The sequence below is a fragment of the Pseudanabaena yagii GIHE-NHR1 genome (genome assembly GCF_012863495.1).
Classification (GTDB): Bacteria; Cyanobacteriota; Cyanobacteriia; order Pseudanabaenales; family Pseudanabaenaceae; genus Pseudanabaena; species Pseudanabaena yagii.
In genome coordinates this window covers 3140717-3161956 of the sequence record NZ_JAAVJL010000001.1, presented here as the reverse complement: position 1 = coordinate 3161956, position 21240 = coordinate 3140717, and the positions used below count along the sequence as shown (strand labels likewise).

The following is a 21240-nucleotide window of genomic DNA, read 5'->3' as shown; positions in this document are numbered from 1 at the left end:
CATAAAAAAGCCCTTGCTTCGCAAGGGCTTTTTTATGGGTTTGTTTATTTTACTTAGCTGCGCCTTGTGCTTCTAGAAGCTGTTGCTTGAGACGCTCAAGATCGGAAGCCCAACGTGGATCGGGTTGATGTGCTTCAGTCGAACTACTAGAGCTAGAAGATGAACTTCCAGTGGATTTTTTATTGTTGTTACGTTTTTTGCGTTTGGCGGCAGCCTTAACTGGTGCGGCAACTGCGGTAGATGAAGATTCAGCCTCTGATTTTACAGAGTCATTAGATCCTTCCTCGTCAGAGCCGTCTTCTCCCTTACCTTTAGTGCGAGGAAGAGCTTTTTCCAGTTTTAACACAGCACCGTTGAAGTCATAACCATTAAATTTTTCAATGACTGTATCGGCAACTTCATCAGATCCGACGGTCACAAATCCAAAACCACGGCATTTGCCAGTTTTGCGATCAGTTATAACTTTCAAAGATACTGAATCACCTGATTCATTGAAAATTTTTTCTAGAGCTTGGCGATCTAATTCTGCTGGCAGGTTGCCAACATAAAGGCGGATGGACATGATAATAGAAAACCTCTACGCTATGAAATCTTCAGCAGGTGACTAGAGCAGCCGCTACAAAAAACTTGTTTAAAAAACTTGTTTGCTACTTGCTAGCTTAAATTGGAGCTATTGATTACGTGCTACCTGCGATCAATTTAATTTAATGTTTAAAGTGGCACTCTTGCGCCATGTAACAACATAACATACAAAATGCTCATCTTCCAAACGAAATGTAATGAAAGTATCAAAACTTGATCACTTTACATTAATTTTATAGCTACCTTATTCCTAGATATCAGCCTTGGCGATCGCAATCTAGATGAGAATAAATAGTGGTATATGTCTTACCCTATCTTGGTTTTAGCTATTTTAGGAAGAAGACAGAAGAATTTTTAAAGTCGTAGTTCTTTGCGTCCGTTTTGGACAATTTTGATCATGTCAATTAGTTGTGATTCAAGATTGCCTAACACACGATCGCTATATTCATCTGCCCCACGCTGCATGTCTTGGACTTCACTAGTCACACGCTGATGCAGGCTATCGAGATCCTTTTGGGCTTGGCGACGCATTTGGTTGACCTCGTTGAGGGTTTGCGATCGCATTTGCTCACATTCTTCTTGGATCTCGCGGCGGATTTGATTTGCCTCTTGTTCAGCTTGGCGGATAATCAATGATTCTTCGAGGAGTTGACTAGCGCGTAACTCGGCAGACTTGATTAAATCTTCTGCATATTGTTGTGCTTCAGCGATTAAATCTTGCTTGTAAAGGAGGATCTCTTCTGCCTTAGCGATCGATTCGGGCACTGATAACCTGACGCGATCGATTTGCTGACACAACTTTTCTTCGTCGATCACCGTATGACCCATCACACGGGGACCGCTTTCTAGCACCATTTCTTCAAGATGGTCTAACTCTTTGTGCAAGCTCATATAGTAATCAGCTCTCTGTACAGGTGCAATCGAGCCGTTGTAATTACCATTATTAGATTTGGTACTAGCAGTTGAATTTTCTGTCAGCATCGGATTTAGTTAAGGGAAAGTTCAATGCTTCGATATTCTAAGGATATAAGTCAAGCTAGCGTGGTTCGCTAGTAGACAAACCTAGAAAGTTTAATGAACATTGTAAATGAATTTTTGAGAAAGCCGCCACTGAATGCAGTTTTTTTGATGAGATGAGCCTTGCCCATCTCATCAAACCCAGTCTAGGCAGGGATTTGTGACAATACAGTGCGAGCTGCGGTGAGAGTTGCCTCAATATCAGCATCAGTATGGGCAAGGGAGGTAAAACCAGCCTCAAACTGTGATGGAGCAAGGTAAACACCATGCTCTAGCATGGCGCGATGGAATTTGGCAAACTTGGCAGTATCGCTAGTTTTGGCATCTTCGTAGCTATATACCTTTTGATTGGTAAAGAACATACAGAACATCGCACCAACAATGTTACCCGTAGCAGCATGTCCAGTTTCATGGGCGATCGCTAACATGCCATCAGCTAGCTTTTTAGTGATCTGCTCTAGATATTCATAGGAACCAGCACGCTTGAGGATTTCCATCGTCTTGATGCCTGCGGTCATCGCCAAAGGATTTCCCGACAATGTACCTGCCTGATACATGGGACCCGCAGGCGCAACGAGGGACATAATCTCTTTGCGACCACCATATGCGCCTACAGGTAAACCGCCGCCGATGACTTTGCCCATTGTGGTCAAGTCGGGTGTAATGCCAAAACGAGCCTGTGCACCGCCATAGGAAAGACGGAAGCCTGTCATTACTTCATCAAATACTAACAATGCGCCATTGGCATGACAGAGATCCTTTAAGCCTTGCAGGAATCCGTCCTTAGGTACTATACAGCCAGCATTACCGACTACTGGCTCGATGATCACACCAGAAATTTGATCGGGATTTTCGACGAATAACTGTTTGACCGCTTCAAGGTCATTGTAGGGAGCTGTAAGAGTATTGGCGGTTGTGGATTTAGGAACCCCAGGGGAATCAGGTAAACCGAGGGTTGCGACACCCGAACCTGCCTTGACAAGAAACATATCAGCGTGACCGTGATAGCAACCTTCAAACTTGATGATTTTGTCGCGACCTGTAAAGGCTCTCATCAAGCGCAAGACGGACATACAGGCTTCAGTACCAGAGTTCACAAAGCGTACCATTTCCACACTAGGTACGGCTTCGATCACCATTTCGGCGAGGATATTTTCGAGGACGCAGGGCGCACCAAAGCTTGTGCCTTTTTCTAATGCTTTATGTAGTGCTTCGATGACTTCGGGGTGTGAATGCCCAACGATCGCAGGTCCCCATGAGCCAACATAGTCAATATACTTATTGCCGTCGATGTCCCATGCATATGCACCATTGACGCGATCGAAGACGATGGGTTCACCACCAACGGATTTAAAGGCTCGGACGGGGGAACTCACACCACCAGGCATTAGTTCTTTAGCTTTGGCAAAAATTTCTTGAGATGCCGTTGTTTTAAAAGTAGATAAATTCGCAGTCATTTTTTAACGAAGATTTTTTTTAGATTTTGTAACTCTTTCTCAACTCAATTTAACTTAGCAACGATGCAAGCGTCACGCAAATAGCATAAAAGTTGCAACTGTTTTTAGTTTTGCCTTGAATTTTGCTCTGAGTTTTGCTGGAGATTGTCCAAGGCGATCGATCCCATAGCTCTAAAGGCGCTAAAAAATCTTTTGTATACTTTTTGCAAACAAAATGTGGTGGATAAGTATTAATACCGAACATTTTTATAAAAAAATAATGATTTATAGCTGATTAAAAGTACTTTTATCGCAATAATACTTAAAATTTTTGTATTTCTGAAAAACCATTCGACGTTTCGTATATGATGCAAATAGATAGGGGTGAATCGTGTTAACGAGATTTATAAAGTTCATATTCTTCATAAACCTGCAAAGGTAGTCGTTAGCATATAAGCAAGCACCTATCCCAGCTTAAAATAATTAAAAATTGTTCGATCCAATGAGAATTCTCCTTGTAGAAGATGATGCCAACTTAGCTGACACTTTAGCCGAAGTGTTAACAGGTCAGCATTGTGTTGTAGATATTGCTAGAGATGGGGAAGAAGGCTGGGAGAAATCTCAAGCTGATGATTACAACCTCATTTTGCTAGATGTCATGTTGCCCAAGTTAGATGGCATTAACCTATGTCGTCGTCTGCGTGCCCATGGCAACAATATCCCGATTTTGATGGTCACAGCTCTTGATATGAGTTCTGACAAGGTTCAGGGTCTAGACGCTGGTGCTGACGATTATCTCGTCAAACCCATCGATCCACCTGAGTTAATGGCTCGTATCCGTGCGTTGTCACGTCGTGCTCAGGTTGCAGAACCCACTGTTTTACGTTGGGGGGAATTGCAGCTTGATCCAGGAATGCATGAGGTTTCCTATACAGGTCAATCTGTGCATTTAACACCTAAGGAGTACAACATCCTAGAGTTGTTGCTACATCATGGTCGTCAAGTATTGAAACGGATCACAATTGTCGAGCATGTCTGGTCGCTGACTGATCCACCTAGAGAAGATACGATCAATGCCACGATTAAGAGTCTGCGGAACAAGTTGAAGGGTGCAGGTGCTCCCCACAACTTGATCGAGACAATTCATGGTGTTGGCTATCGCTTAAGTCAACTTTCATAAAAAAGGGAGTGCAATGCACTCCCTTTTTTTATGCAATACCAAATTCTTGTCAGGCTAATTTGATACGAAAAGCAAGCTTTTTGTATCAAATTAGGTGCAATTAAATATAAAACCCCAACCGTAGAGCACGCGCAGCGTGCTCTACGGTTGGGGTTTCAATTATGCCTAGCTACTTATCAAATTAAGTCAAATTCTTGTAAGGCGGGTAAAAAATTACTGTTTTCGTGATCGGATGTGCTGAGCTTAATCAGGGCAAATCTTTGTAGGGGGGTGAGATTTTGCCACTGCGATAGGTCGATCGCTACTTTTAATTCCTCTGCGTGTTGCAAAACGCTGATCGGGATAAATTCACTTTGCAACCATGCAGGATTTTCCTCAATGGGTAAATCGCTAGGATATATCTGGAACTGTTGACAAACCAGCGATCGCAAATTGTCACGATAGTTTTGAATTTCTTCGACAGTAGTACAGGGCAGGTCAATTAATTTCTGGCGATCGCCTGTTGAAAAACTGAGCCAATGCTGAAGTTTTAGTTTGATGCCACAGGTATCAAGTTTGTAGCGTACTTGCATCGGGATACATCTCAAGGAGGCTACAAAATCTGCTTCAAACTGAAAAAATTGGAGCATAGGTTAATGATGAGATAGTTTGTTGAGTTCTAATTGTTTCTCCATATTCTCGCAAGTCTTGGGCAATAATTCCTAAATGTAGAAGCGTACCCCTTCGGGGTACGCTTCTACATTTAGATCACTTGTCAGCATGTACCCCCAACAGCAACGCCTTGGGATCACCTTGAGCCTTGTAGGTGGCATACAGTAAATAGGGGCATCCGAACATAAATCCCAAAGATGTAAACATCAAACCGAATAGAAATCCTTTAGCGGTAAATCCCTCACGCCATATCACCCAAATCAAGAACAGGCACAGAGCAATTAAAAGATCTGTATTGAACTGCGATCGCCAGTCAAGCTTTAGGAGATCACCAAAATAGACGGCAGGGAAGTTGATTCCCATGGTGACGATGACATAAATTGATACGGCATAAATAAGCAATGTAGAAACAGATAGAAAGCTTCGTAGTAATGTCATGTTATTGCTCCTGCAAGACAGATAGAAGAATGACTTCAAGTGCTGATTGCCAGTATCATGTCAAAGGGAGATAATCAAAGCAATTACCTCACAGGTAATCAAACTCATTTTTTGAGGAGCCTTACCATGCAGCAAGGGCATCTTAAGCAGAAGCCAACAACCTTTGGCGCGATCCTTAAACAATGGCGCGATCGCCGTAGCTTCAGTCAGCTAGAACTAGCCCTAACCAGTCAAGTTTCCCAACGTCACATCAGTTTTTTGGAATCGGGACGTGCGAAACCTAGTCAGGAAATGATTTTGCAATTGGCAACTGTTTTAGAAATTCCTTTTAGACATCAAAATTTAATGCTGAGTGCGGCGGGATTTGCCCCTATTCATACCGAAACCGATCTGTCAGCTCCTGAAATGGCATCGGTTTGTAAGGCGATCAATTGTATGCTGAGTCAGCAAGAACCCTATCCAGCGATCGTAATCGATCGCTACTGGAACTTACTCTTAGCGAATCAAGGGGCTAACCGATTCCTGAATATACTCATCGCTCCTGAGAAGTTGCAAACTTTGTTTTGTGTGAATGGAAAAATCAATTTGATGCGTTTTGCGTTCGATCCGCAGGGGCTACGTCCGTTTATTGTGAATTGGGAGGAGTTGGCTGGACATTTACTGCAAAGAGTGTATCGTGAGGCGAATTCATCGATTGAGAGTGAACAATCGACTCTGTTATTTGATGAGCTAATGCATTATCCTGATGCAGCCGAACTTTGGAAAACTTCAACTAAATCGCCACAAAATGATTTGATTTTGACAACTCACTTCAAGCGAAATAATTTAGATCTGCGGTTCTTCTCAACGATCGCAACGCTCGGCACTCCCTATGACATCACGCTTCAGGAGATAAGAATTGAGTGTCTATTCCCCGCAGATGAGGAGACTGAACGCAACTGGAGTCTTGTTTAAATTGATCTCCAAATTCGATCTTGATTGCGATCGCTGTTGTTGTTGGTTGGGTACGATCGCAAAAGATAAAGTTTAGCAATGTACTGTAAAAGAGATATAATTTAGCTCTATGCAAAGGCAAACGATTAGTACAATCCTGAGAAATGCTTCTGTTTTTGACATCAAGAACTGGAGAGAAGTGTCATTGAGTAATCAATCAAGTAATCAGAATTTACCTGACTCAGAGAGTGTTCGTCGCTTATTTGAGATGATTAAGTTACAGAAGATAGGTGATTATCTTTTGGTGGGTGGTATTGCGATGCTTAATTATATTGAGGGACGCAATACGGAAGATATCGATCTAGTATTTGATGAGGGGCAAATTTCTAGGGTAGATGGACTGGAAGTAATCAGTAAAGATCAAGATTTTTGTCGCGCTCAATTTGAGAACATTCAGATTGATTTGTTATTGACTAACAACAAGGTATTTAAGTATGTGTTGAAACATTGTAGTTCTAGAACTTCCTATGCTGATGCTACGGATATTGCGATCGCTTCTCCTATGGGCTTAATTATCCTCAAACTCTATGCCCTGCCTTCTTTATATCGTCAAGGACAGTTCGATCGCGCAACTTTGTATGAGTCAGATATTACCCAATTGCTTAGAAAATATCCCGTTACTATTACGGAAGTGTTAAAACCGCTCAAGCCTCCAGTTCTGTTAGGTTCTGATTTAGAAGAAGTGAAGAATATTTTTCTAGATATTCAATCTCGGATTAACAAAGAACGCGATCGCTTTTCTAAATTTCAGTAGTTGCTGTCCAGTATAATTCCCCACTAATAAATTGCGGTTATAAATTTTGCTAAATCACATCAAAAAGCCTTGTAATAACAGAAGGATTATCGCGATCGCAATGTTCGCTGTCGTATTTTATTTCGCTCCAGTAGTAAAGGCAAATACGGCTCTGAGTGAATTTTGGTTTAGAGTGGGATAGTTCTCAAATATTTGTTGTTCTGTCCAACCTGCGGACAATAAGCCCAAAATAAATTCGACGGAAAGCCTTGTGCCTTTGATGACTGGCTTGCCAACTAAAATATCTGGATCGGAGTGAATATAAGTTTCCCAGTTCATGTAATTGCTCCCTAAGTGCTAAATTGTTTGCGATTTGCTTTGATCCAGTTTTGGCTTAGTTCTGTGTTGGGATCGATCGCTCGCTTGACAAGGTTAATTTTAGAGTCTGGAAAGGTTTTTGGTGTCATGTTTTTGGGCAGCTAAACACCTGAATTTATTATACTTCAGCTAAATAGCGATAAATATCATCATCCATTTTTTCCTTTTTCCTTTTTAATTTTTCCTTGATAAGATCGCCTGTTGATAGTTTTGCCGCGCTTCTCCATATTCTCGCAATCCATCAAATTTTAAGTTGATTCTAACTTTGCTTAACTTCTTCAAGAGTTATGCCTAAAACCTGAGAAATCTCTTCTATCAGTCTCTCATCCTTTGTGGTTTGATAGAGACGAGCAAAATTAGGTAGAACATAGGTTTGAATACCGTATTCATCCTTAAATTCATGCCGAATACGCAAAGCTTGTAAGAAATTGTTTTTTGCTTCTGGAAACTCTTCTAAATCTTCCGCAACGCGACCTAAACCTTCATAGGTACTGGCTTGGGAGTAGCGATCGCCAAATTCGATTTTGATCGCAAGAGCCTGTTGATAGTTTTGCCGCGCTTCTTCATATTCTCCCAAGTCTTGGGCTATCATTCCCAACTGGTGGTATGTACTGGCTTGGGAGTAGCGATCGTCAAATTCAATAAAGATCGCGAGAGCCTGTTGATAGTTTTGTTGCGCTTCTCCATATTCTCGCAATTCTTGGGCAACTATTCCTAGCTGGTGGTAGGCAGTTGCTTGTTTGTAGCGATCGTTAAATTCATCAAAGATTGAAATGGCTTGTTTGTAATTTAGTTTGGCTTCTTCATATTCTCTCAAGTTTAAGGCAACCGCGCCTAAATTCCCGTATGTGCCAGCTTGGGAGTAGCGATCTCCAAATTCGATTTTGATCGCCAAAGCCTGTTGATAGTTTTGCCACGCTTCTCCATATTCTCGCAAGTCTTGGGCTAATTTTCCCAACTGGTGGTATGTGCCAGCTTGGGAGTAGCGATCTCCAAATTCGATTTTGATCGCCAAAGCCTGTTGATAGTTTTGCCGCGCTTCTCCATATTCTCGCAATTCTTGGGCTACTCTTCCCAACTGATGGTATGTGTTGGCAAGTGCGAGTCCTCTTTCACGATTATCAAAATCTTTCAATCTTTTATACAGACTTAAAACTACTTGATAGGATTCTTTTGCTTGTCCATATTCTTGTAATTCCACGTAGCAGTAAGACAATCTTTCTCTTGCCATTACAAATTCAATACCTATTTCGCCTTTGCGAATTTCTAGCGGATAGGCTTCTTGTTCTTGAACTACAAATTTTGATAGTTTAAGGCGGCTTTGGATGTCATTAATAACTTTGAAGTATTCAGCCAAACAGAAGAAAATATTAATACTTTCTTGATTAGCCAAACAAGTTTGTAGCGCATTGTAGAGATTTTCGTATTCCAATCGACAGAAAAAGATCCCCATCTGGCGTTTTTGTGGATCTTTTGATTCCATTAACTGACTGTAGGATTCTGCCAAACCTTGATAGTGAATCTTAAAACCCTCTTGCAGCGCCTTGCAGGTCGCTTCATCTAAACTCGCTAACTTAGTTTTCAGGAAATAGGGGAAAATCGGTTGAATCGTCAGCAGTCGATTTGACCCATCCATTCCTTCCAATAAGCCCCAATTAATCGCCTCCTGAATCGCCGCGTCAAAATTCGCAAAATCGTAATCCTGAAATGGTTCTAGCTTTTGTAATTGCTTCGCATAATTCGGTAAATCACTACGATCGATAAAACTGCTAAACGGAGCCAGACAAATCAATAATCTTTGAGCATCGGGCGACAAATTACTGTGGGAATATTCCACACACTTCAAAATACTCTTGGTTTTGTCCTCACTCCCACTATCCAAATCAAAATCCGCCGCCTGCAACGCATCCAAAACCTGCGAAGGCGATTGACTTTTCAGATTTGGCAACACCACCTCCAGCGCCAACGGATACCCCGCCAACACCTTCATTAACCTTGTAAACTCTGGATCGGCTTCGATCGCCTTCACCCTCTGCGGTACATGACGCGCCAAAATCCTTTGCGCCAACAGCGTCCGCGCCTCTTGGTCTAGCCCCCGCAACCCATACACATTTTGCTGAAAAGTCGCCGCCTTTAACCAATCCTCACCACAGCGCGACCCAAAAATCACCCGCGTCTTGCCCCCCGCTAACTTCTTCAGGAAATCGCGTAACTTCACCTGTTCCGCTTGCGGCAAAGTATTCGGAATCGCCAAAGGTTCCCCCGTCACCGACTCCAAATTATCCAAGATCAACACATGACCCGCACCCCGCAACAGCGCCACCAACTTCGGCACTTGCGCCGCCTGACTCATCGCCTGAAACCTGCCCATCTCAAAGCGGTCATACAGCCTCTGTCCCAACTCAAACAAAATCTGCTCAAGCGTCCAAGCCCTCTCATCGTAACCAAAATAGAAAATCTGCTCCCCTTTCTCACCATCCGCAAAATGCGTCTTCTCCCACCATTCCCGCAAAAAATTTAACAGCGTCGTCTTACCAGTACCGCCCATCCCCTGCAACAGCAGCATATTGTGCCGCGCCAACGCTTTCTCAATCCTGAGAATATCCAAATCCCGCCCCACAAAATCATACTCAGGCAGCACAAACTCAAACGCCCGACCCAACGACTCAAAATAAGCCTCCTCTTCTCGCGCCGTAAACTCCCGCAAATTCAAATTCACCTGCTGCGTGCCATACACCACAGGCAACAACCAATCTTCTAACGGAATCACATAGTCATAATAAGCTTGCCGTTCCTTTTGGTTAAACAACTCGCGCCGCCCCAACCGCACCGCATCTTCCAATAGCTTCCGATTGAAAATCTGCTCATACACCGCCTTCATCATCACTGTCGCCGCCGTCACCGTGACGCTATAGCCCATCGCCACCACCATCTGCATACCCGCCGTCATCAACCGACTACCAAGACTCGTCTCGCGATAGTCCGCCCCCTGATCCGCCGCCGCCTCAGATCCCAACTGTTTCCCCGACTGACAAGCATTCAGCATACAGACAGGAATCCGCTTCCCCGTCAGCAACGCCGCCAACTCCGTCGCCTCCACCAAATCCTCTTCCCCATCCACATCACTCTCCAACACCACAAACGCCTTTACCCCCTGATAGGGCGCAAGCGGATTTCTGCCATAACGTGGCTTAAAGGTCAAATTCCCACCCAGCATCACCCGCTCACAGGTTGTGTATGGCAGCAAAGCCCCATGACAATCAAAATGAATCATGTGATAATGCCCCGCCCCCTTCTCCTCCAAATGATTCGACAGAGCCTCAAAGGTCGCAGGACGCAGCAAATCGATCTTTACTGGCAACTGACTATTGGCGATCGCCTCAATCAAAGGACGCGACACCACCCGATAAGCCACATCCTCCTTAAAAGGTCGCGCTGTCACCATCAACAAATTCAAAGTCGGCGAAGGATTCACCCCAGCCATCACAGGCGTTGGCAGCGTACTTTTCCTTACCATCACACAGTCCACCGCCAAAGGTCGCGGCAAATCGCGATCGCGCAACGCCTCCCAATGCAAAGCCTGAAACTCTGGATTACTCCCCTCAATCTCAAACCGCAACGACCCCAAATCATCTCGCAATCGTGAATAGTCCGCAAAAGCACGGCGATCGCTAAACACTTGGTCAAACAAACTCTCCCCATAGTCCCTAATGCTAGCCGCCACCTGCTCAGCCCTAGTCGTATCCAACATCGGATATTGCAACCACTGCTCGAAATACCACTCCCACTTCGCCTCATCCGATGCCGATATTAAGGGAGTATTAATCGCGATCGCATAATTCCGCCCCTCAATACTCAGAGTCGCCGCAAAGCCCGAATCCGTCTGTTGTCCTTCACGAATGGTAATGACAGGCATCGCACAAATCCCACTATAAAAAATAGTTATTCAAGCCTAGTGCTAATAATAATTCAGTCGCAGGCAAATCGACTTGACGCTAAAGCATCCGATCTAATGTGTTCTCAACCTTCCTGACTGCTCTTTCAACTTTTTGGAGTTCTTTCGTTAGAGCGTCTATATCTGATGGATCAAACAATGCTTTATCTGCCAAAGCTATACTTGCCTTAACTAAACTAAATACTGGACTGTTAATGGCTGGTTGTCCATCCCCACCCTTTAGCTTTTTTGACAATGATTTAAGCTGTTCAATCTCATTAGTCCAAATATTTTCTTGTTCTACTTCTACAAAAGCCTTGCTCTCGATCTTTACCCTTGTTTTTTCTAAGGTCGTAATAATTTTATTATTTTGTTTTGCCTGCATATAAGTTTCTGACAAAGATCGCTTAATACCGCCACCAAAAGAAACTTGATAAACCTGCATTAGTCCATCGTAAACAATTCTCCCTTGAAATGGCAGAAGTATCGTTTTTACATATATTGGCAAGTAATTGCTGGGGAATAAATGATCAAATGCATCATGCAACCCTAGAACACCATAGACATTATTATCACCAACAAATATCGCATGATTTTTCAGATATCGCTCTATATAGAAATCACCCTTTATAAAGTTTTTCCATTGTTTTATTATGGATAGATGATTGTCATTAAGTCTATCTGGATTACTAGCAATATATTTATCTATTAGTTCTGGCTGCTCATAGATCTTTTCTCTTACAACTTGTTTATCTTTTTGCGGTAATGCAGCATACTCTTTGCGGTTTTTTATCTTTGTAAGAATCTTTAATTCTGTATTGATAAAAAACTGTAATGACCACATTAAATCGAAGAATAACTCAGCCTTTTCCGTTATTAACTTCATCAGATTTTGTCTCTCAAGATGCAAGGTGCTTGTAGTTGTTATATTATAAATGCTACAGAATCGCTAAACCGAAAAATTTCTCAACACCCATCCTACTATCGAATCCATTGATGGAAGTGAATTAAATTATCTCGATATCCGTCACATTAACTGATAATTTCATTGTACCAAGCCGTACTGAAAACTCACCAGAGCTATTGGGAGCGGTGAGAACTTGAGCGATTTTGCCAAATTTGGGAATCCGAACGCGATCACCTACTTTCACCTTTACCTCGATTTTCTCTTCATGGATTACGGGCATATGACGCTTCGTTAATTCCTCAATTCTCTGCTCAGTGCGTTGCACATCCGCAGCGACTTGTTCGCCTAGTTGTTCTCCTTTTTGCAATTTGCGAATCACTCGACCGACTTCCTTTTGAGCTTGCGCGATCGCAGCTTGGACTTCCTTCTCTTGACGCTCACGTAATTCCTTTTCCTGCGATCGCATTTTTTCCGCACGATCCAGAATTTCTCGATGCAAGCGTTCAGTTTCCGCTAATAAATGCGCGGCTGCCTGTGTTTTTTGCGTTTGTTCGCGACGCTGTGCTTCGAGTTCGGCGATCACTTCATTCATTTCTGCCGAACCAATGCCCACACGCACTTGAGCGGCTTCGAGAATATCCTGTGGCAAACCTAAGCGCCCTGCGATCGCCAAAGCATTCGAGCGTCCGGGAATCCCCCATAGCAAATGATAGGTCGGTGCAAGGGAGGCATCATCAAATTCCACAGAAGCATTCTCAAATTTGGGATTTTGATATTTCAGGGCTTTGAGTTCGCCAAAGTGAGTAGTGGCAATACTGAGGCGCGTATGTTCTCCCAGATATTCCAATAGTGCTGTAGCGATCGCACTGCCTTCGGAGGGGTCAGTCCCTGCGCCAACTTCATCGAGTAGTACTAGGGATTGTGGGGAAATCGCATCAAGAATGCGACCGATGCGGCGAATGTGTCCCGAAAAGGTCGAGAGATTTTGTTGGAGTGATTGCTCATCACCAATATCCGCAAGGACAAGATCAAACCAAGGCAATTCCACAGGTTCCTTCGCAGGAATATACATGCCTGCCTTTGCCATTAATGCGGCTAAGCCAAAGGTTTTTAAAGTTGCCGTTTTACCACCTGTATTTGGTCCCGTAATTACAACTACGGAAATCTGTGGGGATACCAATACATCCACAGGTACAACTTCGCGTCCCTCTTCGTTGCGTTGTTGCCAAACTAATAGAGGATGTCGTAGCTGACGGAGCACGATCGCTTCATGATCAGTAAAGTGGGGTGGATTTGCGCCTAACCAATAGGCATACCTTGCCCTTGCTACTGCCAAATCAATCTTGGTGACGATAATCAGTAATTTCTGCAAATCCTCAGCGATCGCCGTTACCTTGGCACTCAAATTCTCCAAAATAATTTCGATTTGGGCCTGCTCCATTTTCAGGAGTTGCCGCAAGCGATTATTAGACTGCACGATCGAATTCGGCTCGACAAATAATGTCATACCTGTGCTGGAAGTATCATGAATTACCCCCGGAATGCGATCGCGTTGGGGCGATTTGACCGAAAGCACATAACGATCGTTGCGTTGGGTAATGATCTGCTCCTGCAAAGAGCTAGCATTGCGCTGCATGATATTTTGCAACTTGGTCAAAATTTGATCGCGCACGGAGGTTAACTCATCACGGATTTCCCCCAAACGTACCGAAGCCCGATCTAAAACATTGCCCCCTTCATCGATGCAGCGATAAATTTCCTGCTCCACATCAGGATAAGTCCGCAATTCGCTAGCTAAAATCTGCAAATTTGGACAGTAATCCGCATTGTCTAACTGTCGGCGCAAATTTCGCGCCCCTGCCAAAGTCGTGGCGATCGCCCATAGCTCACCTGCGGACAAAATCCCCTGTTTCTCCGCCCGTAATACCGCCTCAGTAATATTCTGAATCCCATCTAAAGACACCCCAGCATTGCGTTCCTCAAGGGAATATGCCTCTTTAGTTTGAGTCAATAGCTCTAATGTCTGATCATAGCGATCGGGTATCGGCAAATGTACCGCCGCGATCGCCCCCAGCTTCGTCGTTGTAAATGTTGATAAATGCTGACATAGCCGATTCCACTCCAACAGTTCTAACGTCTCAGCCTGCATGACACCTCAAAATAGTCTTTTCTTCATCAAAGGGAGTCAGCAAAGCTGACTCCCTTTGATCTTACTTTTCTATTGTGCCAAAAATTTGAAAACAAGGGGCTTAAGCCCCTTGTCTACATAAAATGTCTACATAAAAAAAGAGGCGCAAAGCACCTCTTTTTGCAACTATAGGCGAGAAGCCAATCTCTCGAAATCCGCTTGAGTGCGCGATAGCATTCTGCTACGGCTATCCTGAGTGCGATCGCTGCTCAAATTCGGGACGAGGTTACGGGCTTGCAAAGCCATATGTAATTGCAAATGTGCGACGTATTCGCTGAGATCACCTTGTTGCAGTTCTACAGATTTGTTGCTAGTCACCACGTTACCTCTCATAAACTATGTGAATGTAAACTAAATTTAAACTTTTAAAGATGATGCTGAATTTATTTGATTTAAATCAAGTCTTTTCTATGACTTTCGATATAGAACTTATCATACTAGGGTTAATGCCCTCGATGGTTGGATACGAAGCGTAATCTTTTGATGTAATACTTTACATTAGTTAAAAATACCTAGCGCTTAGGCGATCAAAATTAAATAAACCCCAAAGTAATTTGCAAAGTCCGTCTCATCCTAAGAATGGCGGATATTAAAACCATTTACATTAGAAGCCTGTGCATTAAGGTATCCTAGGTATTGACTTAGCTTGATCAAACAAGGTAGTTGCCAGCAGGTTTTACCAGCTATTTTTTTTGATAAGATTTTTGTCAGGGTTTTCGCAATTTATTCGCAATTCATCCTCTATTTATTTCATTTAATATTCTGAATTATGCTCAAACGTGCTGTCTCTACCTTGCTTGTGGTGTTTGCCCTCTTGCTGACCAGTTGTGCTAGTACACCTACAAGTGGCTTAGTTCCATTTGCAGATAGTAAGGACGGCTATCGATTTCTATACCCCAATGGTTGGACAGAAACAAAAGGAAATTCGGCGATCGATATTTTGTTCCATGACATCATCGAACCTTCAGAAAATGTATCTATTGCCATTAGCAAACTAGAAACCGTGAAATCACTAGAGGAAATTGGCGAGCCTGAAGCAATTGGTTTACGCGTGCAGCAGAGAGTCGTTGCCCCACAAGGTTCAGGGCGGCAAGCACAACTTCTAAATGCTGAGCAAAGAGAAGTAGGCGATCGCAGCTATTACACCTTTGAATATGCGGTTAAACGTTTACAGGGTGAACCTCGCCATGATCTTGTAACCGTATCGACCAATCGCGGTAATCTCTATACTCTCAGTATTTCTAGCTCAGAAAGACGCTGGGAAAAAGTCAAGGATTTATTTGCCAGAGTTGCGAAATCCTTTGCAATTGATGAATAAATTATTTAGGAATTACTTTAGAAACTAAATTTTATACACTTACATTGTTGACATGAGCCAATAATGTAAGTGTCTTGTAAGCCTGACACATCAATATGCCTCAAATTCTCATCATTGATGACGATCCAACCATCAGACTGACCCTTCAGAAGTTTCTCAAGGGACAGGGCTATGAAGTAGCTATGGCAAAAGATGGCGAGGAAGGCTTAGCTAAGGCGAAAGAATTACATCCATCTCTGATTATTTGTGATTGGATGATGCCAGTCATGGATGGTCTGGAGGTATGTAATCGGATCAAGAGTAATGTTGAATTATCTAATATTTACCTGATTTTACTGACCGCACGGGATCAAGAGGGAGACTTGGTTCGTGGTTTGGAAATGGGGGCAGACGATTTCTTAAGTAAACCGCCAAGAATTAATGAATTACGGGCAAGGGTCAGGGCTGGACTAAGGCTCTATCAAGCCACCCAAGAACTCCAAAGGCAAAAGCAAGTAATCGAGCAAGAATTATTTCAGGCTTCACAATATGTGCGATCGCTTTTACCTGAACCACTTGAAGGGGACATCGCAATTCAATCTAGCTTTTTGCCATCAACGCAGCTTGGTGGTGATAGTTTCGACTATTTCTGGCTCGATAGCGATCATCTAGCATTTTATTTACTAGATGTTTCAGGACATGGGGTTGGTTCGGCGTTACTGTCAGTTTCTGTCTTAAATCTGATGCGTACCCGCAGTTTGAGGCATAGTCGCACCTCCCAAAACACTACAAATTTCTATAGTCCTAGCGAAGTCTTAGCTGACCTCAATAATACATTTCAGATGTCTGTACATAATGATATGTATTTCACTATTTGGTATGGCGTGTATGACAAGCAAACACATCAACTAGTGTATTCAAGCGCTGGGCATCCACCATCGGTGCTGATTTCTAGCGAAGAAATGCCGAAAATCAAGCTATTAAAAACCTCTGGTTTGCCCATTGGAATGATGCCTGATATTAGCTATCAGGAGCAGGTTTGTGAAATTGATACCAATAGCAGACTATACCTATTTAGCGATGGTGTTTATGAGTTACCACAGGAAGATGGAAGTATTTGGGGATTTAATGCGTTAATCGATACTTTTATCCGCATTCCCAGCGATCGCTCATCAAGAATTGAATACATCTTATCTTGCGTCAAGGAAGCCGCTAATAATCGCCCCTTTGAGGATGATTTGTCCCTATTAGAAGTTGAATTTAATCTATAGTCAGCGCAAATCCCTAAATAATAAAAGAGGACGCAAAGCGTCCTCTTTTATTATTTAGTTTTCGTAATTACGTCTTGCTTTATTTGCCTCAGAGCGCAGAGCATCAAGACGCTTTTCGATTAATGTCCGCGATCGCCCCTTAGACGCATCACTAAGCATAATTTTTAATGCACTGCCTAGACTCTTGTAAGCCGCAGGCAAAGGATAGCCATTACGCACGGCTAAGCGAATTGCACCTTGGTCAGCCTCAATTAAATTGCGAATATCTTTTTTGCTTGTACCTTTGCGCCAGAGTTGAAAACCTGCAACACCGCAAATACCCAGAGCCAGCACAAATAGCAAACCATTTTGTACCCATAACTCGCCAACTGCACCACCAAGTCCGATCGCTAGGGCTGCAACCTCCCAACCATCCTTGGGCACTGCGTCATTCTGGATACGAGCAACCTCATGCCAATATAGGAGATTGCGCTGATCTTCAGCCAGCCGTTCCCAGCGCACCATATCGACCAAAATTACTACCTCATCGCCGCCAGCTTCTTCACAGGCGATCAGTGGAGGGCGGACACCATCGGCATTCAGGACTTTTACCCATGCTTGTAGCTCAGGGGGGAGCAGATCTTGCAGGCGACGAATCTCAGTTCTAGCAAAGGTATTTCGGAGGGAAGAAGTTGGAGATGGCATGAATCTTCGTCAAAGTTCAGAGTTTTGAAGGACTTGTCACTAAATCTAGATCTTAGTATAAGTTTTAACGACTTGTACTTTTGTTATTTCAAATAAATATAAAACCTAAAAGCCTGTGGTGCACGCTGCGCGTGCACCACAGGCTTTTAGGTTTTATATTTAGGGGCACAAAATCTAAAAATATTCATGGATTGGCATCTCTACAGAGTCGATCCACGGCTTTTAACATGGTTGGCAAGTGGTGATTGCCATGTATTTTTTGGATATATAGCAGTTCTAAATAAGTTAAAAGAGGCTTCGACTCCGCTCAGCCATCTATATACGTTGGCTGAGCGGAGTCGAAGCCCTATTTTTTATTTGAATTATCTATAACCTCTTGCCTCAACTTCATCGATACCGATCGCTGTGACATACAAAGGACGATTACTGTCATTTCTCAAGACCTCAACTTCTAGTGGGATATCTTTAAAACGGCTTTTTGCCCTTGGGAACTTCCTAGTCTGCTAGCACAACTATAATAAAGTCTGTATTTCGTGGAGATTTCGGTGAAGCGTAATTTTATGCTCTCTTTTTTGAGTCGTGGCTTAGCTACAGCGATCGCAGTAGTGATGCTCGGTAACTTACCCCTATTTTCGCAATCATTTCTACAACTAGGGGGAGGTCAAGCACAGGCTGCTCAACCTGATCTAGTTGCTAAGACATTAAAGCGATCGCCTGCCTCATCAAATAACTCATTGACAGGTGACGTTGTTAAAACAGTCTTAGATAATGGACTAACGGTATTAACTAAGGAAGTCAATACGGCTCCTGTAGTCAGTGTCCAAGTTTGGTATCGCGTGGGTTCCCAAAACGAAAAACGCGGCATTACAGGTATTTCCCACCAACTTGAACATTTGATGTTTAAAGGTACAAAAGACCGTCCGATCCAGTTTGGACGCTTATTTAGTGCCTTGGGTAGTAATTCCAATGCTTTTACTAGCTATGACATGACCGCCTATTTCGGCACAACTGGCAGCGATAAACTGGAAGCCATGCTGCAACTAGAAGCCGATCGCATGGTTAACACGGTCGCAGGTGACAAGGAACTCAAAAGTGAACGCACCGTAGTTTTGTCAGAGCTAGATGGCGGAAATAACAACCCCGGTACTAGACTATATCGGCAAGTAATGCTCGCGGCTTATCCCGATAGCTCCTATGGATGGCCAGTCATTGGCTACCGTCCTGAAGTGGAAAACTATACGGTTGAAGATATTCAAAATTATTACCGTACTTTTTATCGTCCCGATAATGCCACCTTGGTCATCGTGGGTAATTTCGAGACACAAGCTACGCTCAAAAAAGTGAAGGAAATCTTCGGTGCAATTAAGGCTCCACCCAAACCCCAAGACATCCTCTCCCCTGAAGCCCAAAAGCAAAAACCTCAGCCGCCAGAGCCAAGATCTAGCAAGGAAGTAATTCGCCTCAAGGAACCAGGAAGTGTGCCCTTCTTGCAGTCGCTTTATCCGAATTTACCTAATGTCGATAGCCCTGATGTTGCGGCAGTTGATGTATTAGACAATATTCTGACTTCGGGTAGAAGTTCGCGATTCTATCAAGCTTTAGTAGAGACAGGTTTAGCCAGTAGTGTTAGCGGCAGTTCATCAACTCAGATTGGCACTGGTTGGTATTTGGTAAGTGCCACCCCAACCACAGGTAAATCCCTCGAAGATCTCGATCGCCTCATCCTTGAAGAGATCGAGAAAGTCCAAACTCAGCCCATTGCCCCAGAGGAACTGGAACGCGCCAAAGTCAGTATGCGGGCGACCTATATCCTGAGTAATCGCGATATTGGTTCACAGGCAAGTCAGATCGCTTACAACCAGACCATTGCCAAGGATTATCGCTATAGCGATCGCTATTTAGATGCAGTTGAGAAGGTCACAATTGCCGATGTACAGCGTGTCGCGAAGCAATATCTCCAAAGCGATCGCCGTGTGGTTGGATATTTTGAGCCATCGGTGATCACGGAGGGTGCAGGGACAACGCCTAGCAATTCCCATTCATCGGAAGCCTTTAAACCTAGCTCTCCCGTCGATCCTGCGGAAGTTGCTAAGTATTTGCCAGAGAGTGCTTTGATTGCCAAGGCAGGAACCCCAACTGCGGTACAGCCCGATAAATTTACCCTAGCGAATGGATTGAAGGTGCTACTATTGCGCGATCGCAGTACCCCCAGTGTCACCCTCGTTGGCGAAATCAAGGCAGGGGCAGGATTTGACTCCATTAAGAAGGCTGGCTTAGCTGGTATTACTGCTCAAAATCTCACAAATGGCACAACTTCTAAAGATGCGCTTACTCTTGCCTCTCGCTTAGAAAATCTCGGCGCAAGATTAGGATTTTCGGCAGGACGTGAAAGTGTTGGCGTTTCGGGAATTGCGATGGCAAAGGATTTACCGATTGTGATCGATCAATTAGCCGATCTCTTGCAAAATGCCACATTCCCTGAGAAAGAATTTGATCTGAACCTTCAGCGCAATTTATTATCCTTTAAATCCGAACTCGATAGCCCCGGTTCCCTAGCAAGGCGGATCTTCCAATCAACGCTCTATCCCAAAGGTCATCCCTTTAATGCGATGAAAACGGAAGAATCACTGAAATCTTTAAAGCGAGAAGATTTAGCGAAGTTCTATAAAACCTATTATCGTCCTGATAATACGATTCTCACTTTGACGGGAGATTTTGATCCAGCCGTAGTTAAGCAGTTGCTTGAAGAGAAACTTGGCAATTGGAAAGCTAATGGCAAAGCTCCTAAGTTTCAATATCCTAAAGTAGAGCAGATTGCCAAAACCACAGAGAAACAAGAATCTCTCGCTGGTAAGACCCAAGCCGTTACGATCATGGGACATCCCAGTATTTCCCGTTCTGACCCTCAGTACTATCCTGCATTGGTGTTAAACCAAGTCCTCGGCGGTGATACCCTAGCAAGTCGTCTCGGTACAGAAATTCGCGATCGCCTTGGTTTGACCTATGGCATCTATAGCTATTTCCAAGCGGGTAGACCACCACAGGGCGCATTTATCGTGCAGATGCAAACTAGTGGCAAGGATACACAAAAGGCGATCGCTGCCACGGTAGCACTTCTCAAGGATGTGCGGAATAAGGGCATCACCCAAGCGGAATTTGATGTTGCCAAAAAGAGCTTGATTAATAATTTCTCCACGGAATTTGCTGATCCTGATAGCATTGCCGAATCTCTCCTCAGCGATGAAATCTACGGCTTACCAGTGGGTGATTTTTACAAGTATCCACAACGCATCCAGTCCGTAACCCTAGAACAGGTTAATCGCGCTGCTAAGGAGTTATTACAACCCGACAATCTCCTGATTGTGTCTGTAGTACCTAAATAGGAATTATTTCCCCGCCGAAGGCGGGGAAATAATCCTCTGTACTTCACTAAATTAATAGGAATTATTGCTCCGCCTTCAGCGAGGAAATAATTCTCTGTACTTCACTAATAAGGGACTTGCTATTAATTAAAGTACCTGTGGCTTCGACTCCGCTCAGCCAACGTTAGC

Annotated in this window: 17 protein-coding genes; 6 read left to right on the top strand and 11 right to left on the bottom strand. The window is 43.6% G+C overall.

Features of this window, described 5'->3' with window-relative positions; all coding sequences use genetic code 11:
- Positions 1-49: 49 nt before the first annotated feature.
- From HC246_RS14485 to hemL, 3 genes are all read right to left on the bottom strand, one after another.
- Positions 50-562, bottom strand: a complete 513-nt coding sequence (locus tag HC246_RS14485; RefSeq protein ID WP_169363992.1) for an RNA recognition motif domain-containing protein — start codon at positions 560-562, stop codon at positions 50-52.
- 374 nt (positions 563-936) lie between these two features.
- On the bottom strand, positions 937-1563 hold the full coding sequence (locus HC246_RS14480) for an ATP synthase subunit B family protein (RefSeq protein ID WP_126388674.1): 627 nt from the start codon (positions 1561-1563) through the stop codon (positions 937-939).
- Between the two features lie 182 nt (positions 1564-1745).
- Entirely contained in the window at positions 1746-3056 is a 1311-nt protein-coding gene (gene hemL / locus HC246_RS14475) for a glutamate-1-semialdehyde 2,1-aminomutase (protein WP_169363991.1), read from the bottom strand.
- A 481-nt stretch (positions 3057-3537) separates the two neighbouring features.
- Between hemL and HC246_RS14470 the strand changes: the two genes are divergently transcribed.
- Positions 3538-4215 (top strand): response regulator transcription factor, encoded by a 678-nt coding sequence (locus tag HC246_RS14470; protein ID WP_169363990.1) that lies wholly within the window; start codon positions 3538-3540, stop codon positions 4213-4215.
- A 176-nt stretch (positions 4216-4391) separates the two neighbouring features.
- On the opposite strand, the gene HC246_RS14465 is transcribed toward HC246_RS14470, so the two are convergent.
- On the bottom strand, positions 4392-4844 hold the full coding sequence (locus tag HC246_RS14465; protein ID WP_169363989.1) for a nitrate reductase associated protein: 453 nt from the start codon (positions 4842-4844) through the stop codon (positions 4392-4394).
- A gap of 118 nt (positions 4845-4962) precedes the next feature.
- Positions 4963-5304, bottom strand: coding sequence for a hypothetical protein (locus HC246_RS14460; protein WP_169363988.1), 342 nt, complete (start codon positions 5302-5304; stop codon positions 4963-4965).
- Positions 5305-5430: 126 nt separating this feature from the next.
- Between HC246_RS14460 and HC246_RS14455 the strand changes: the two genes are divergently transcribed.
- On the top strand, positions 5431-6258 hold the full coding sequence (locus HC246_RS14455) for a helix-turn-helix domain-containing protein (RefSeq protein WP_169363987.1): 828 nt from the start codon (positions 5431-5433) through the stop codon (positions 6256-6258).
- Positions 6259-6367: 109 nt separating this feature from the next.
- Positions 6368-7051, top strand: a complete 684-nt coding sequence (locus tag HC246_RS14450; protein WP_169363986.1) for a hypothetical protein — start codon at positions 6368-6370, stop codon at positions 7049-7051.
- Positions 7052-7168: 117 nt separating this feature from the next.
- Here HC246_RS14450 and HC246_RS14445 read toward each other — a convergent pair whose 3' ends face one another.
- The 5 genes from HC246_RS14445 to HC246_RS14425 all read right to left on the bottom strand — a co-directional run bounded on the left by HC246_RS14445 (position 7169) and on the right by HC246_RS14425 (position 14770).
- On the bottom strand, positions 7169-7369 hold the full coding sequence (locus HC246_RS14445; RefSeq protein ID WP_169363985.1) for a DUF433 domain-containing protein: 201 nt from the start codon (positions 7367-7369) through the stop codon (positions 7169-7171).
- Positions 7370-7667: 298 nt separating this feature from the next.
- The gene (locus HC246_RS14440) at positions 7668-11324 is read right to left on the bottom strand and encodes a tetratricopeptide repeat protein (protein ID WP_169363984.1); all 3657 of its coding nucleotides are present in this window, start codon (positions 11322-11324) and stop codon (positions 7668-7670) included.
- A gap of 79 nt (positions 11325-11403) precedes the next feature.
- Positions 11404-12228: a hypothetical protein gene (locus HC246_RS14435; RefSeq protein WP_169363983.1), complete on the bottom strand. Its 825-nt coding sequence runs from the start codon at positions 12226-12228 to the stop codon at positions 11404-11406.
- 121 nt (positions 12229-12349) lie between these two features.
- Entirely contained in the window at positions 12350-14398 is a 2049-nt protein-coding gene (locus HC246_RS14430; protein WP_169363982.1) for an endonuclease MutS2, read from the bottom strand.
- Between the two features lie 165 nt (positions 14399-14563).
- Positions 14564-14770, bottom strand: coding sequence for a hypothetical protein (locus HC246_RS14425; RefSeq protein WP_169363981.1), 207 nt, complete (start codon positions 14768-14770; stop codon positions 14564-14566).
- A gap of 436 nt (positions 14771-15206) precedes the next feature.
- Here HC246_RS14425 and psbP point away from each other — a divergent pair, with 436 nt between their 5' ends.
- Together psbP and HC246_RS14415 are read left to right on the top strand one after the other, a co-directional pair.
- Positions 15207-15755 (top strand): photosystem II reaction center PsbP, encoded by a 549-nt coding sequence (psbP, locus tag HC246_RS14420; protein WP_169363980.1) that lies wholly within the window; start codon positions 15207-15209, stop codon positions 15753-15755.
- 95 nt (positions 15756-15850) lie between these two features.
- Positions 15851-17005, top strand: a complete 1155-nt coding sequence (locus tag HC246_RS14415; RefSeq protein WP_169363979.1) for a SpoIIE family protein phosphatase — start codon at positions 15851-15853, stop codon at positions 17003-17005.
- A 54-nt stretch (positions 17006-17059) separates the two neighbouring features.
- On the opposite strand, the gene HC246_RS14410 is transcribed toward HC246_RS14415, so the two are convergent.
- Entirely contained in the window at positions 17060-17689 is a 630-nt protein-coding gene (locus tag HC246_RS14410) for a DUF3318 domain-containing protein (RefSeq protein ID WP_169363978.1), read from the bottom strand.
- Between the two features lie 560 nt (positions 17690-18249).
- Here HC246_RS14410 and HC246_RS14405 point away from each other — a divergent pair.
- A complete protein-coding gene (locus tag HC246_RS14405; protein WP_169364606.1) occupies positions 18250-21072 on the top strand; it encodes a M16 family metallopeptidase in 2823 nt (940 codons plus the stop codon).
- Positions 21073-21240 lie beyond the last annotated feature (168 nt).

What these genes read in the sequence shown, in the direction of transcription:
- HC246_RS14470 (WP_169363990.1), top strand. Translation starts at nt 3,538, where the DNA reads ATGAGAATTCTCCTTGTAGAAGATGATGCCAACTTAGCTGACACTTTA.
- HC246_RS14405 (WP_169364606.1), top strand. Translation starts at nt 18,250, where the DNA reads ATGCTCTCTTTTTTGAGTCGTGGCTTAGCTACAGCGATCGCAGTAGTG.
- HC246_RS14455 (WP_169363987.1), top strand. Translation starts at nt 5,431, where the DNA reads ATGCAGCAAGGGCATCTTAAGCAGAAGCCAACAACCTTTGGCGCGATC.
- psbP (WP_169363980.1), top strand. Translation starts at nt 15,207, where the DNA reads ATGCTCAAACGTGCTGTCTCTACCTTGCTTGTGGTGTTTGCCCTCTTG.
- HC246_RS14440 (WP_169363984.1), bottom strand. Translation starts at nt 11,324, where the DNA reads ATGCCTGTCATTACCATTCGTGAAGGACAACAGACGGATTCGGGCTTT.
- HC246_RS14445 (WP_169363985.1), bottom strand. Translation starts at nt 7,369, where the DNA reads ATGAACTGGGAAACTTATATTCACTCCGATCCAGATATTTTAGTTGGC.
- HC246_RS14465 (WP_169363989.1), bottom strand. Translation starts at nt 4,844, where the DNA reads ATGCTCCAATTTTTTCAGTTTGAAGCAGATTTTGTAGCCTCCTTGAGA.
- HC246_RS14430 (WP_169363982.1), bottom strand. Translation starts at nt 14,398, where the DNA reads ATGCAGGCTGAGACGTTAGAACTGTTGGAGTGGAATCGGCTATGTCAG.
- HC246_RS14485 (WP_169363992.1), bottom strand. Translation starts at nt 562, where the DNA reads ATGTCCATCCGCCTTTATGTTGGCAACCTGCCAGCAGAATTAGATCGC.
- HC246_RS14435 (WP_169363983.1), bottom strand. Translation starts at nt 12,228, where the DNA reads ATGAAGTTAATAACGGAAAAGGCTGAGTTATTCTTCGATTTAATGTGG.
- HC246_RS14450 (WP_169363986.1), top strand. Translation starts at nt 6,368, where the DNA reads ATGCAAAGGCAAACGATTAGTACAATCCTGAGAAATGCTTCTGTTTTT.
- hemL (WP_169363991.1), bottom strand. Translation starts at nt 3,056, where the DNA reads ATGACTGCGAATTTATCTACTTTTAAAACAACGGCATCTCAAGAAATT.
- HC246_RS14410 (WP_169363978.1), bottom strand. Translation starts at nt 17,689, where the DNA reads ATGCCATCTCCAACTTCTTCCCTCCGAAATACCTTTGCTAGAACTGAG.
- HC246_RS14480 (WP_126388674.1), bottom strand. Translation starts at nt 1,563, where the DNA reads ATGCTGACAGAAAATTCAACTGCTAGTACCAAATCTAATAATGGTAAT.
- HC246_RS14425 (WP_169363981.1), bottom strand. Translation starts at nt 14,770, where the DNA reads ATGAGAGGTAACGTGGTGACTAGCAACAAATCTGTAGAACTGCAACAA.
- HC246_RS14415 (WP_169363979.1), top strand. Translation starts at nt 15,851, where the DNA reads ATGCCTCAAATTCTCATCATTGATGACGATCCAACCATCAGACTGACC.
- HC246_RS14460 (WP_169363988.1), bottom strand. Translation starts at nt 5,304, where the DNA reads ATGACATTACTACGAAGCTTTCTATCTGTTTCTACATTGCTTATTTAT.